Genomic DNA, 13,079 nt, shown 5'->3' with positions numbered 1-13,079 from the left:
AATGCTATCCATCATTTCGCACAACGAATGTCGTGACCACGACGCCGGGCCATTGCACCCGGAAAGCAAGGCGCGGCTGGATGCGATCAATAATCAGCTGATCATGTCGGGTATGGATTATGTGGTGCGCCATCACGATGCGCCGCTGGTCACCCGCGAGCAGTTAGAGCGTGTGCATGACAGCGACTATCTGGATCGCGTTTATGCGCTGGCGCCTGGGCAGGGGATGGAAAGCGTCGAGGTGGATGGGGATACCGTGATGAGCCCGGGCACCCTGCGTGCAGCCGAACGCTCCGCCGGGTCGGGCTGCATGGGTGTTGATCTGGTCATGTCCAAGGAAGCCAACCCGATCTTTTGCATGGTCCGCCCGCCCGGCCACCATGCGGAAAGTGACAAGGCGATGGGGTTTTGCCTGTTTAACAATATCGCGGTGGCCGCGGCCCACGCGCTTGAAGCGCACGGGCTGTCGCGCGTGGCGATCATCGATTTCGATGTGCATCACGGCAATGGCACCGAAGAAATCTTCAAAGCGGAACCGCGCGTGCTGTTTTGTTCCAGCTTCCAGCATCCATTCTATCCCTTCACCGGTCACGAGAAAGAGACCGACAACCTTGTCGATATCCCCCTGTCTGCCGGTGCAGGCAGCGCGGAGTTCCGCGAGGCCGTGTCAGGCCACTGGATCCCGCATCTACGCGACTTCAAACCGGAATTTGTGTTTATCTCTGCTGGCTTTGATGCCCATGTCGCTGACGACATGTCCAGCGTGCAGTTGACGGACGCGGATTATGAATGGGTCACGCGCGAGCTGAAATCCATCGCGGATGAATTCGCCGAGGGTCGGATCGTTTCGATGCTGGAAGGTGGGTACGAGCCAGACGTGCTGGCGCGTTCAGTCGTGAAGCATCTGGACGTTCTTTTGGGTTAACCAAACCGCGCGGCGGCTAGGCTGGCGACAGTCTTTGCGTCCAGCTCGGACGGGGTGCCGCCCACGATATCTGCCAGCAACTGCGACGCTGCTGGGCTGGACTGCATGCCATAGCCGCCTTGCCCGGCAAACCAGATGAAGCTTGGATCATCCGCAGCGGGGCCAATGGCAAGGTTGCCGTCGGGGGTGAAGCTGCGCAGACCTGCCCAGTTCGAAATCACGCGGGTGACGGGTTCAGTCACCATTTCCTCATAACGCGCCAGCCCTTCGGCCAGCACCATGTCATCGGCCCACGCGTCGTGGGGCGTGGTCAATTCTGCATCCGCGGGTGATACGATCAACGCGCCGGCATCGGGTTTCGCATACCACGTTTCGCCCGCGTTCAGCACCATGGGCCAGCCGGATACGTCCAGCCCACCCGGTGCGGGGATGCGCGCCATCGAACGGCGCAGGGGGCGGATACCGATTGGGACCACGCCTGCCATTGTGGCGACGTCGTCCACCCAAGCCCCGGCCGCGTTGACCAAGTGGCGCCCCTGGAACACCCCTTTTGCTGTTTCGACCTGCCAGCCATTGGATTTTTTTGTGATCGCTGTGACCTTGGCGCCGGTCACGATGGCTCCGTTCGTACGCAAATCACCAGCGTATCCCTGCACAAGCCGATCGGTGTCGATGTCCAGCGCATCGGAGTGATAGCCAGCGCCGCAGAGCGCATCCGGGTTCAAGATCGGCATGAATGCACGCGCCTCGTCGACGCTGATAGCGTCCAATTTCATCTTGTTCAGATCGTCGACCAGTTGCGCATCCTGCCCCTTGGCCCCAACCACCATCAGCCCACGTGGCGTCAGGTATCCTGCGTCCTCGTGATAGCGGCGCGAGGCATGGTTCATCGCCACCACAGCGGGGGTGCCATAGCTTTCTTCAAACAGAGCAGCCGACCGGCCCGAGGCGTGATAGGCCAGCGCATCCTCGGCTTCCAGAAGTCGTACTTGGCCCAGCTTTGCCAGACGCGCCCCGGCGGAAGTTCCGGCGACGCCGCCGCCAATGATCAGGAAATCATCCATTTTCTTCGATCCGATCTGTTGCGGGGGCAGGGGTTGGCGTCAGGGTGGATAGCTGTGCGCGCAGGTCGGTGGGCATCTCGTACGACAACGCGTCCAAAGACGGTTGCAGTTGCTCTAACGATCGTGCCGACAGGATGGGTGCAGGCCTGGACGAGTGGCCTGCCACCCAGGCCACAGCAAGTGTTGCCGGGTGCATGTTCGCTTCGCGCGCAATTTCGGGCAACGCTTCCGCAGCCTTGTGCATCCAGTCCAGACCATAGCGCGCGGCATAGCGATGATCTTCCGACAATCGGCCCGTGCCACCTTTGGCATATTTTCCGGTTAACAGCCCCCCGCCCAGCGGAGAGTAGGTTGCCGCCAGCATACCCTCGGACGCGCACATAGGCAGAAGTTCGACCTCGGCCTGACGTTTCACAAGGCTGTACATGGGTTGGATCACGTCGATTTTCGTGCCGAGATTTTGCGCGATCGACTGCGCTTTCATCACTTGCCATGCGGCAAAGTTGGACAGTGCCAGATATCGGGTCTGCCCGCTCGATTGAAGTTCGGCCAGCAGTTCGATCTGGGCGTCCATTGCAAGGTTTGGATTGAACCGATGTAGATAGAGGACGTCCACTGCATCCAGCCCCATCCGGGTTCGGGATGTATCGAATTGCGCACGCAGGGCCGCGACTGTGTCGGGCGCATCATAGCCGATCTTGGTTGCGATAATCAGACGTTCGCGCATCGGCGCAATCAACCGCCCTAGAATTTCTTCGGATGCGCCACCCGTATACAGATTGGCCGTGTCAAAATGGGTGATGCCCGCGTCAATGCAAGCGTCAAAAATCGTGCGCGAGGCGGTTTCGTCGGCGGTGCCGCCAAACTGCATTGTGCCAAATGCAAAGCGCGGTGCGGGGGTGCCATCAAGGGAAATCAGATCGGTCATGGCGCGACATTGCCACGATGGTTTGAAAAGAAAAAGACCCCGCCCGAAGGCGAGGTCCGAAAGCTTTGGATCCGGGTCGGATTAGTTCGACGGGATCTCGCTGTCGATGCCTTCAACATAGAAGTTCATTCCAGCCAGACCGTTGTCGCCATAGTCAGCAGCAGTTTCACCTTCTGCCAACCATACGCTGCCGTCCTGCTTGTTCAGCGGGCCGGTGAAGGCGTGGTATTCACCCGAGGCCAGCGCGTCACGCAGAGCTTCTGCTTCGGCTTTCACGCCTGCTGGAACAGCGTCCGAGATCTCGCCGATGCCGACCATGCCAGCGCCGATGCCGTCCCAGGTCGAGACGCTTTCCCAAGTTCCGTCCATCACGGCTTGGGTGCGGGCCACATAGTACGGTGCCCAATCATCGATGATCGATGAGACGCGCGGGAAGGGGGCGTAGTCACCCATATCCGAAGCCTGACCGAAGGTGACAACGTTGCCAGCCTCTTTTGCAGCTGCCTGCGGAGCGGTCGAGTCGGTGTGTTGCAGGATTACGTCTGCGCCTTGCTCGATCAGAGCCTTGGCAGCGTCGGCTTCTTTGGCCGGATCAAACCAAGTGTAGGCCCAGATGATTTTGAACTGAACGTCCGGGTTTACTTTCTTGGCGTGGATGTAAGCCGAGTTGATGCCACGGATAACTTCCGGAATCGGGAACGACGCGATGTAGCCGATGATGTTCGACTTGGTCATCTTGCCTGCGATGTGACCCTGAACGGCACGACCTTCATAGAAGCGGGCCGAATAGACCGATACGTTGTCGGCTTGCTTGTATCCGGTGGCGTGCTCGAATTTTACGTTCGGGAACTTCTCGGCCACGGCCACGGTTGCATCCATGAAACCAAACGACGTGGTGAAGATCAGATCCACACCCGACAGCGCCATTTGCGTGATCGGGCCTTCGGCGTTCGATTCCGAAACGCTTTCCACATAGACGGTTTCAACCTTATCGCCAAAGGCAGCTTCGACAGCTTTACGACCTTGATCATGTTCATAGGTCCAGCCGCCGTCACCCACGGGGCCGACATAGATAAAGCCGACCTTGGTCTTGTCTTCGGCCATGGCGGCCCCGGCCAATCCGGTCGCCAACGCGGCCGTTGCCAGAAGTGATTTCAATACACGCATGTTAATCTCCCTTGGTGTTTTGAGCAGAATTATCGGTTTCATCAGCGGCGTTTTCGCGGTCTTCCCGAAGCCGCCGCTGGATGTTGGTTTCGCTTTCAAGAAGCGCAGTTGTGACGATGGCAGAGGGCACGGCAATCACACCCAGCCCGATGAACAGGACGAAAGTTGTGAAGATCCGTCCCCCTGCGGTGATGGGAAACATATCGCCATATCCCACGGTTGTGAAACTGGCGACCGCCCACCACAGGCTGTTGGGAATAGACGAGAAGACTTCCGGCTGCGCGTCATGCTCGAAGATATAAATTCCCACTGCGGAAACATAAAGCATAAGCGCCGCGATGACGCCGAAAATCATAAGTTCGCCTCGGACGGCACGGAAGGCGACAACCAGTCGTTCCATCGCGTGGCTGCCCCGGAAAAGCTTTAACAGTCGGACGAGGCGCAGCAGGCGGAACGTGCGCACGACCTGCCATTGCGGTGTCAGAAGTGCGATGGCCGGGGCGAAAGACAGGAAATCAACCAGTCCCCAAAAGCTGAAGGCATAGCGCAATGGGCGCGGGGATGTTACAAGCCGCAGAACATACTCGGCGGCAAAGATCACCAGCAGCAGCACCTCGAATTTGAACAAAAGCCCGCGCAGATGATCTGGCAGTTCGGGCATGGTTTCAAGGCTGATGGAAATGGCCGACAACAGGATCAGCACATCCATGACACGCGCGACATTCACACCGCCCAGCGGTTTGTGTCCGTCAAGAATGTCCTGAATGTCGGCTTTGGTCATGTGGTTGCCTTAATGGGTTGCATGGAATTCACGTCCCAAGGATCCGGGTGCGCCGTGATTGCCGCGAAGCGAGATCACGACCAGCACCAGAATGGTGATCAGGTAGGGGCTCATTGCAAGAACCTCGACCGGGATGGCAACGCCTGCAGCTTGAAGGTTCAGCTGCAACACCGAAATCCCACCGAACAGATACGCCCCCAAAAGCACGCGCCACGGGCGCCAGCTGGCGAAGACCACGATGGCAAGGGCAATCCAGCCCGCGCCCGCGGTCATCCCCTCGACCCATTGGGGGACGCGGACAAGGCTAATATAGGCCCCGCCCAGCCCGGCACAGGCCCCACCGAAGGCAATCGCCATCAAGCGCACGCGGATGACTTTGTATCCAAGCGCATGGGCGGCATCATGGTTTTCACCCACGCCCCGCAGGATCAAACCCGCTCGGGTGCGCGCCAGCACATACCATGTCAAAGCGACGATGATCAGGCTGACATAGACCATCGGGTCATGGCGAAACAGGATCGGTCCCAGTGCCGGAATGTCGGACAGAAGCGGGACCTCGTATTTGGCCATTGTGGGGGCCTTTATCCCTTCAAAGGGCTTGCCAATAAGCGCGGACAGTCCCAACCCGAACAGCGTCAGGCCAAGGCCCGTCGCCACTTGGTTCGACTTCAGATACAGGACAAGCACGCCGAACAACATCGACAGCGCGGCGCCAGCGAAGGCCGCTGCAACAAAGCCAATCGACGGCGCCCCTGTGTTGACGCCAATCGCAAAGCCGACCACCGCGCCTGTGATCATCATGCCTTCCACGCCTAAGTTCAGCACGCCGGATTTTTCGACCACGGCTTCGCCGATTGCGGCCAGAAGGATGGGGGTTGCCGCCACCATGAGCGAGGCCAGAAGCAAGATCGGGTTAATCTGTCCAAGATCCATTATTTCGCTCCTTCTTGCGCCGCCGCCGGGGTTTTCCACCGCACGCGATAGTGTGACAGCACGTCCATCGCCAACAGGAAGAACATCAGCATCCCCTGGAACATCTGAATAGCCGCACCCGGCAGACCCAGCATCAGCTGCGCCAGCTCTCCGCCAATGTATGTCAGCGCCATCAAGAGCCCCGCCAGCAGAATGCCGATCGGATGCAGGCGGCCCAGGAAGGCCACGATGATTGCAGTAAAGCCATAGCCCGCGTTGAAATCGATCGAGATCTGGCCGGATGGGCCCGAGACCTCGAATAGGCCCGCAAGTCCCGCCAGTGCGCCCGATGCGCCAAGGCAGAACAGGATCAGCCGTGTCGGGCTTACGCCAGAAAAGCGCGCCGCGCGGGGCGCCTCGCCGGTCAGGCGGACCTGAAAGCCCAGCATGTGGCGGGTCAGCAAGATATAGGCAAAGATCACTGCGATCAGCGCTGCTGCGACGCCCCAATGCATCCCGGTGCCCTCGATCAGGTCGGTATTATGCGCTGCGGGGAAGTCACGGAAGTTGCGCGAGCCGGGAAAACCCATGCCGTCGGGGTTTTTCAAAAGCCCCTGACTGACAGACGCCAAGATGTTCTCGGCCACATAGACCAGCATCAGGCTGACCAGAATTTCGTTGGTCCCGAACTTCACTTTCAAGACGCCGGGGATCATCGCCCACGCCCAGCCCCCCATCGCGCCTGCCAGCACCATGGCGGGGAAGATCAACACATTATCCGAAGGGTAGAAGGCCAACCCCACAGCCGCGCCGCAGATGGCGCCCATGATGTACTGACCCTCGGCCCCGATATTCCAGATGCCTGCGCGAAAGCCCAGCGACAGGCCAATGGCGATTAGGATCAGGGGGCCCGCTTTGACCAGCAATTGCGGGCGCGAATAGGGGCCGAAAGTTTCGTGAAACAGCGGATCCCAGAAGATCGTGCGAATGGCTTCCAGCGGTGCTTTGCCCAGCATCCAGAACAGGATGCCGCCTGCGATCATCGTTGCGATCACGGCCAAGATCGGGGTGACAGCGGCCCAGAATTTAGACGGCTGCGGGCGTTTCTCTAAACGGATCATGCGGCCACCTCGTCACCTTCTGCGCCACCCATCATCAGGCCGATTTCTTCGACACTCAGCCCCTGCGTGGGCACCGGGCGGGCCAGCCGTCCCTCGTTCAATGCTGTGAACCGATCCGAGATTTCCATCAGCTCGTCCAGATCCTGCGAGATCACGATCACCGCCGCGCCTTTTTGCGCCAGATCCAGCAAAGATTGCCGGATGGCCGCTGCCGCAGCAGCATCCACGCCCCACGTGGGCTGGTTCACCACCAAAACATCCGGGTCTTGCAATACTTCGCGACCGATGACGAATTTCTGCAAGTTTCCGCCCGACAGAGAACCGGCCGCATTGTCTGGGCCGGGGGTGCGGACGTCGAAGGCTTCGATGATACGGCGCGCGAATTTTTCGGTCTTGTTCCAACGCAGGAACCCGCGATCCACCAGCTTTTCACGGACGGCCCCAGTCAAAAGCGCGTTTTCGGTCAGGCTCATTTCAGGGGCTGCCGAATGGCCCAGCCGTTCCTCGGGGGCTGTCAGCAACCCGCGCGCGCGCCTTGCGCCCGGCGGCAGGGTTCCGATTTCGTCCCCGGCCAGCGTGATGGATCCCTCGCGGGCCCGAGCTTCACCTGACATGACCGCAAGCAGTTCGTCCTGCCCGTTGCCTGCCACGCCGCCAATCCCCAGCACTTCGCCCTTACGGACCTCAAGCGTAACATTGCGCAAATCGGTGCCGAACTCGCTTGGCGACGGCATCGAGACGCCGGACAAAGACAACGCCACCGCGCCGGGTTCTGCCGCCTCGCGTGTGGGGACATGCAATTTGTCACCGACCATCAGCTCGGCCAGCTCACGCGCCGATTTTTCCCGCGGGTCGCACGTGTCGACCACCACGCCATGACGCAGGATCGTGGCGTGTTCGCACAGTGACCGAATTTCTTCCAGCTTGTGCGATATATACAGGATCGATGTGCCTTCCGAGGTCAGTTTTCGCAAGGTTTTGAACAGGATTTCAACCTCTTGCGGGGTCAGAACACTGGTTGGTTCGTCCATGATCAGAAGCTTGGGGTTTTGTAAAAGACAGCGAATGATTTCGACCCGCTGGCGTTCCCCTGCCGACAGATCGCCCACGATCCGGTCAGGGTCCAGCGGCAGACCATAGGCTTGGCTAACCTCGCGGATGCGGCTGGCCAGTTCGCGCGTCGAGGGCGGGTTGTCCATGCCAAGCGCGATATTTTCCGCCACCGACAAGGCTTCAAACAGGCTGAAATGCTGAAATACCATCGCGACGCCAGAGGCGCGGGCGGCGGCTGGATTTACGGGGCTGAAGGGCGCGTCATTCAGGGTCATTTGACCCGCGTCAGGCTTCACCAGCCCATAGATCATTTTAACAAGCGTGGATTTCCCCGCGCCGTTCTCACCCAATAGCGCATGCACCTCGCCGGGTAGCAGCGAAAAGGAAACCTGATCGTTGGCCACGACGCCGGGATAGGCTTTGGTTAGCCCCTCTAACGTCATTAGCGCATTCTTATGGCGCGTATCCCCTGTCAAAAGCACGTCCCCTGTCATGATTATTCTTTTGTGCCACGCATTTAACTAGCGCGGTCGCAACCCCCAGAGCAATGGCCTGCGGGTGTTTTCCCAAGCTCGGATCCCCGATTGGGCAGTCGATTTGATCAATTATTGTGCAACCGTGGCCCAAATCGACCAGCCGCTTTCTGAAACGCGCCCATTTGGTGGCGGATCCGATCAATCCGGCGCTGGCAAACTTATGCGAAAGAATCGCATGGCAGATCTCAAGATCCATCACATGGCTATAGGTCAGAACAAGATGATGCGCGTCAGCGGGGGCAAGAGAAACCGCCTTGGTTGGGTCGGGCGCAGGCAGGCAGGTGACGCCTTCGGGCACGTCGTCCGGGAACCGTGGCGTGTCGACGTCGATCCAAGTGATGGCCAGATCGGGCAGGGGGGAAAGGGTGTGCACCAGCGCGCTCCCGACATGACCCGCCCCATAGATCCAAACCGGTGCTTGAGGGCGCGCAACGGGTTCGACCATCCAACCCTGGATGAATTCGGGGGGCGGCATCACGCCTTGATTGCGGGCATGCGCCACGGCCCGCGTGACAGCCAGCGGCGCATTGTCGGGACCGCTGACCGCGCGTGCGTGAATAGGAAGGTCTGCCAATCGCGCCACGTCTTCCGCCTGATAAATCTCGGTCACGATAGTGACGGCTCCGCCGCAGCATTGTCCAAGCGCGGGGCCAAGTGGCAGGCGGGCCGTGCTAGCGGGCCGCCCTTTCTTAAGCTGCGCGCGGGCGTCTTGGGCTGCGCGATACTCCAGCTCTCCTCCGCCAATCGTGCCGGATTGCCCACCGTCCCAGACCAACATCGCCGCACCGACTTCGCGCGGGGTGGAACCGGAGGTATCGGCCACGACGACCCGTGCGACCGGGCCGTGCGCTTGTATGGTGCGGTCTAGCTGAGGCAGATCAATCGCCATCGCGGACCCTTTCCACGGCGGACAGAACCTCTTCTGCTGTCGCGGGTGCGTTCATGCCGTGGAACCCGTGGCCACAGGCCGCCACAGCATCGGCCAAAGCCAGCCATGCCGAGATGCCCAGCATAAAGGGTGGCTCGCCTACTGCCTTGGACCGGAAGATCGTGTCTTCGTGGTTGGGCTGATCCCACAGGTCCACGTTAAAGACGCGCGGACGGTCGGAACAGGCCGGGATCTTGTAGGTTGACGGCGCATGGGTGCGCAGGACGCCCTTGTCATCCCAGACCAGTTCCTCGGTTGTCAGCCAGCCCACACCCTGCACATAGCCGCCTTCGACCTGCCCGATATCCAAGGCCGGGTTCAGGCTGGTGCCCGCGTCATGCAGGATATCCGCGCGCAAAACACGGTTTTCGCCGGTCAGCGTGTCGATCACCACTTCGGTCAACGCCACACCATGGGCGAAATAGAAAAACGGCCGCCCCTGTCCTTTGACGCGATCCCATGTGATTTCGGGCGTCTTATAGAACCCAGTGGCCGACAGGCTGACCCGCGCCTCATAGGACAGCTTTGCAGCCTCTTGGAAGGTGACACTTTGCGCGGGGCCATGGACCTGACCGTCAGCAAATGTGACTTCCGCAGGCGTGCATTGCCAGATTTGCGCCAGATGCTCGGCCATCCGCTCGCGAATAGTTAGGCAGGCTTTCTGCACAGCCATCCCGTTCAGGTCCGACCCAGATGACGCTGCCGTGGCCGAGGTGTTGGGCACTTTCCCTGTATCTGTCGCGGTGATCTTTACCAGATCCATTGGAACACCAAAGCACCGCGCGGCCACTTGCGCGACCTTCTGGAACAGGCCCTGTCCCATTTCGGTCCCGCCATGGTTCATTGCGATCGAGCCGTCCTGATACACATGCACCAGCGCGCCCGCCTGGTTCAGGTGCGTTAGCGTAAAGCTGATCCCGAATTTCACAGGGGACAGCGCCAGCCCCTTTTTCAACACAGGATTTTCGGCGTTGAATGCATCGGCCTCTACCCGGCGCTGCGCAAAACCTGCGCGTTCCAGCAAGGCATCTGTCATTGCCGGGATGTGGAACCCGTTGATTTCCTGCCCATAATGGGTGGTCTGCCCGTCATGGTAATAATTCACTCGCCGCACATCCATCGGGTCCAACCCACGCGCGCGGGCGACATGGTCTAGAATGCGTTCGATCCCGAAGACACCCTGTGGTCCGCCAAAGCCGCGATACGCCGTGGCCGAGGCCGTGTGTGTTTTCAACCGGTGGCTTTCGATCCGCACATCCGGAAGGTGATAGGCATTGTCCGCATGCAACATCGCCCGATCCGCGACAGGCAGCGAAAGATCCTGCGCCCAGCCACAGCGTACCAGATGCGTGACGTCCAAAGCGACCAGCCGGCCGTCATCATCCACGCCCGCACGATAGCTGATGCGGAAGTCGTGCCGTTTGCCGGTGATGACCATATCGTCGTCGCGGTCATAGCGCATCTTGCAAGGGCGACCGGTCTGACGCGCAGCCACCGCACAGGCGACCGCCAGCGCATTTCCTTGGCTTTCCTTGCCACCGAAGCCGCCGCCCATCCGGCGCGTTTCGACCCGCACGGCGTGCATGGGGACGCCGATGGCATGGGCGACCTTGTGTTGGATCTCTGTCGGGTGCTGGGTCGAGCTTTGGACCAGCATATCCCCATCATCTTGCGGCACTGCCAATGCGGCCTGACCTTCAAGATAGAAATGCTCTTGCCCGCCCATCTCGAACTGGCCTTCGATGATATGTGGGGCGGTCTCCATTGCCGTGGCTGCGCCGCCGCGTGACCAGATCACAGGTCCGTTTTCAAAACGACTGTCTGCGGCCATCGCGTCATCAATGGTCAGGATCGCCGGGCGCGGATCAATTGTGATCTGCCCCAAACGCGCGGCCTTGCGTGCCGCCAGATGGCTGGTTGCGACGACAAGAAAGATCGGCTGTCCGTGATAGAAGACCTCGCCCTGCGCCAACAAAGGTTCGTCATGGATCGAGGGCGAAACGTCATTTTCAAACGGCAGATCGGCGGCGGTCAGGACTGCGACGACGCCGTCGGCGTCGCGCACCTTTGACAGGTCAGCGTGGGTGATCACCCCCCGCGCTTGGTACGAAAGTCCAAACGCCAGATGTAAACAGTTCGCGGGCATCGGAATGTCATCCACATAGCGCGCGGCACCTGTCACATGCAGGGCGGCGGCGTCATGGGGCAAAGAGGTTCCTGCGCTCATACTGACACCTCCAGTACCGAGGTTTCGGTCCCGTGACCTTCATGGAAACAGCGGATCAGCATGTTCTGACAGGTACGCATCCGGTAGTCGGCCGAGGCACGCATGTCTGTCATGGGTGTGTAATCCTTGGTGAAGGCCTGTGCGGCGTTTTCAACTGTTTCCAGCTCCCATGACCGCCCGATCAGCGCCGCTTCAACATGTTTGGCCCGCTTTGGTGTGCCGGCCATGCCGCCAAACGCAATACGCGCCGTCGACACCTTGCCGTCTTCGACCGCAATATTGAATGCGCCTAATACGGCGGAAATATCCTGATCGAACCGCTTCGAAAGTTTATAGACACGCAGATTGCCCGGGCCGCGCGGGATCGAGATCGCCTCGACAAATTCGCCCGGCTGGCGGTCCTGCTTGCCATAGTCGATGAAGAAATCCTCTAGTGCGATCTGCCGTCTGACATCCCCGCGCCGCAAATGCAGCACTGCGCCCAGGGCGATCAGAGGCGGCGGCCCGTCCCCGATCGGCGAGCCATTGGCGATATTGCCGCCGATCGTCGCGACATTCCTCACCTGAAGCGAGGCAAACCTGCGCAGCATCTCGGCGAAATGCGGGTGGTGATCCTGCATCACGTGGCGCAGCGCTTCGAGGCTGACACCTGCGCCGACATGGATGTGCTGCTCTGTGAGGTCGATCTTATTCAGATCGTCGACGCCATTCAGGAAGATGGCCGGACGAATGTCGCGCAGGGCTTTGGTCGACCACAGGCCGACGTCTGTTGCACCTGCCACCAAGGTTGCGTGAGGATGCTGCATCAGCGCCTGTGCCAAAGCGTCCGAGCTTTTGGGGCGCATCGCATCCGCAGCCGTGTCAGGAAGGTTAGGTGCCTGTGCGAAACTATTGGGAACGGGGGCCGTGGCGGCCTTTTCTGCCGCCCGCACAATGGGCGCATAGCCTGTGCAGCGACACAGGTTCCCGGCCAAAACATCATCATGCGCCCGGTCTCCGTTCAAGTGTGCTGTCGCCAGCGACACCGCGATTCCCGGTGTGCAAAACCCACATTGCGATCCATGTTCGTCCACCAGCGCCTGTTGCACAGGGTGCAGGTCTTTGCCGTCAGCCAATGCTTCGACCGTGGTGACAGATTTCCCGTCCAGTTGTCCCAGAAACAGGATGCAAGCATTGACTGCTCGCGCCCCATCCGCGTCGCGCAGCATGACCGTACAGGCCCCGCAATCGCCTTCGTTACAGCCTTCTTTCGTGCCGGTCAGACCCTTGGCTTCGCGCAGCCAGTTCAATGTGGATTGCGTGGGATCAACATCGCGCAGGGTCACGCTCTCTCCGTTCAGAAGAAAGGTGATGTTCATGTGTTTCATCCTGCCGCCATACCCTGTTGGTGGCCCCGGTATCTGCGTCTTCGATGCGGCGTAGAAGGCGCGCGGGGGT

Annotated in this window: 11 protein-coding genes; 1 reads left to right on the top strand and 10 read right to left on the bottom strand. The window is 60.1% G+C overall.

Annotated elements, in window-relative coordinates; translation table 11 throughout:
* Window position 1 precedes the first annotated feature (1 nt).
* Window positions 2–925: a histone deacetylase family protein gene (locus FIL88_RS10275; RefSeq protein ID WP_142853760.1), complete on the top strand. Its 924-nt coding sequence runs from the start codon at window positions 2–4 to the stop codon at window positions 923–925.
* Here the strand turns inward: FIL88_RS10275 and FIL88_RS10270 are convergent.
* The 10 genes from FIL88_RS10270 to xdhA all read right to left on the bottom strand — a co-directional run bounded on the left by FIL88_RS10270 (window position 922) and on the right by xdhA (window position 13,000).
* A complete protein-coding gene (locus FIL88_RS10270; protein WP_142853759.1) occupies window positions 922–1,989 on the bottom strand; it encodes an NAD(P)/FAD-dependent oxidoreductase in 1,068 nt (355 codons plus the stop codon). The genes FIL88_RS10275 and FIL88_RS10270 overlap by 4 nt on opposite strands.
* Window positions 1,982–2,917 (bottom strand): aldo/keto reductase, encoded by a 936-nt coding sequence (locus FIL88_RS10265; RefSeq protein WP_142853758.1) that lies wholly within the window; start codon window positions 2,915–2,917, stop codon window positions 1,982–1,984. Before FIL88_RS10265 ends, FIL88_RS10270 begins: the two co-directional genes overlap by 8 nt.
* A gap of 81 nt (window positions 2,918–2,998) precedes the next feature.
* Window positions 2,999–4,084, bottom strand: a complete 1,086-nt coding sequence (locus tag FIL88_RS10260; RefSeq protein ID WP_142853757.1) for a BMP family ABC transporter substrate-binding protein — start codon at window positions 4,082–4,084, stop codon at window positions 2,999–3,001.
* A gap of 1 nt (window position 4,085) precedes the next feature.
* A complete protein-coding gene (locus FIL88_RS10255; RefSeq protein ID WP_142853756.1) occupies window positions 4,086–4,865 on the bottom strand; it encodes an ion transporter in 780 nt (259 codons plus the stop codon).
* Window positions 4,866–4,874: 9 nt separating this feature from the next.
* Complete coding sequence (locus FIL88_RS10250; RefSeq protein ID WP_142853755.1) at window positions 4,875–5,798, bottom strand: ABC transporter permease; 924 nt, start codon at window positions 5,796–5,798, stop codon at window positions 4,875–4,877.
* The gene (locus FIL88_RS10245; protein ID WP_142853754.1) at window positions 5,798–6,898 is read right to left on the bottom strand and encodes an ABC transporter permease; all 1,101 of its coding nucleotides are present in this window, start codon (window positions 6,896–6,898) and stop codon (window positions 5,798–5,800) included. The genes FIL88_RS10250 and FIL88_RS10245 overlap by 1 nt, the downstream gene beginning before the upstream one ends.
* Window positions 6,895–8,445, bottom strand: coding sequence for an ABC transporter ATP-binding protein (locus tag FIL88_RS10240; protein WP_246066682.1), 1,551 nt, complete (start codon window positions 8,443–8,445; stop codon window positions 6,895–6,897). Before FIL88_RS10240 ends, FIL88_RS10245 begins: the two co-directional genes overlap by 4 nt.
* On the bottom strand, window positions 8,405–9,376 hold the full coding sequence (gene xdhC / locus FIL88_RS10235; RefSeq protein WP_142853753.1) for a xanthine dehydrogenase accessory protein XdhC: 972 nt from the start codon (window positions 9,374–9,376) through the stop codon (window positions 8,405–8,407). The genes FIL88_RS10240 and xdhC overlap by 41 nt, the downstream gene beginning before the upstream one ends.
* Window positions 9,366–11,642 carry a xanthine dehydrogenase molybdopterin binding subunit gene (gene xdhB, locus FIL88_RS10230; protein ID WP_142853752.1) on the bottom strand — a complete coding sequence of 759 codons (2,277 nt, stop codon included), beginning with the start codon at window positions 11,640–11,642 and terminating at the stop codon, window positions 9,366–9,368. The genes xdhC and xdhB overlap by 11 nt, the downstream gene beginning before the upstream one ends.
* Window positions 11,639–13,000: a xanthine dehydrogenase small subunit gene (xdhA, locus tag FIL88_RS10225; RefSeq protein ID WP_142853751.1), complete on the bottom strand. Its 1,362-nt coding sequence runs from the start codon at window positions 12,998–13,000 to the stop codon at window positions 11,639–11,641. Before xdhA ends, xdhB begins: the two co-directional genes overlap by 4 nt.
* Between the last annotated feature and the right edge of the window lie 79 nt (window positions 13,001–13,079).

The organism is Aliiroseovarius halocynthiae (assembly GCF_007004645.1).
In the GTDB taxonomy this organism is placed as follows: Bacteria; Pseudomonadota; Alphaproteobacteria; order Rhodobacterales; family Rhodobacteraceae; genus Aliiroseovarius; species Aliiroseovarius halocynthiae.
The sequence above is the reverse complement of the archived record's forward strand: the minus strand, read 5'-3'. Positions and strand labels throughout refer to the sequence as shown.

Bases quoted from the DNA above. Each gene is read 5' to 3' on its own strand.
- FIL88_RS10275 (WP_142853760.1), top strand. From the start codon at position 2: ATGCTATCCATCATTTCGCACAACGAATGTCGTGACCACGACGCCGGG.
- FIL88_RS10270 (WP_142853759.1), bottom strand. From the start codon at position 1,989: ATGGATGATTTCCTGATCATTGGCGGCGGCGTCGCCGGAACTTCCGCC.
- FIL88_RS10265 (WP_142853758.1), bottom strand. From the start codon at position 2,917: ATGACCGATCTGATTTCCCTTGATGGCACCCCCGCACCGCGCTTTGCA.
- FIL88_RS10260 (WP_142853757.1), bottom strand. From the start codon at position 4,084: ATGCGTGTATTGAAATCACTTCTGGCAACGGCCGCGTTGGCGACCGGA.
- FIL88_RS10255 (WP_142853756.1), bottom strand. From the start codon at position 4,865: ATGACCAAAGCCGACATTCAGGACATTCTTGACGGACACAAACCGCTG.
- FIL88_RS10250 (WP_142853755.1), bottom strand. From the start codon at position 5,798: ATGGATCTTGGACAGATTAACCCGATCTTGCTTCTGGCCTCGCTCATG.
- FIL88_RS10245 (WP_142853754.1), bottom strand. From the start codon at position 6,898: ATGATCCGTTTAGAGAAACGCCCGCAGCCGTCTAAATTCTGGGCCGCT.
- FIL88_RS10240 (WP_246066682.1), bottom strand. From the start codon at position 8,445: ATGACAGGGGACGTGCTTTTGACAGGGGATACGCGCCATAAGAATGCG.
- xdhC (WP_142853753.1), bottom strand. From the start codon at position 9,376: ATGGCGATTGATCTGCCTCAGCTAGACCGCACCATACAAGCGCACGGC.
- xdhB (WP_142853752.1), bottom strand. From the start codon at position 11,642: ATGAGCGCAGGAACCTCTTTGCCCCATGACGCCGCCGCCCTGCATGTG.
- xdhA (WP_142853751.1), bottom strand. From the start codon at position 13,000: ATGAACATCACCTTTCTTCTGAACGGAGAGAGCGTGACCCTGCGCGAT.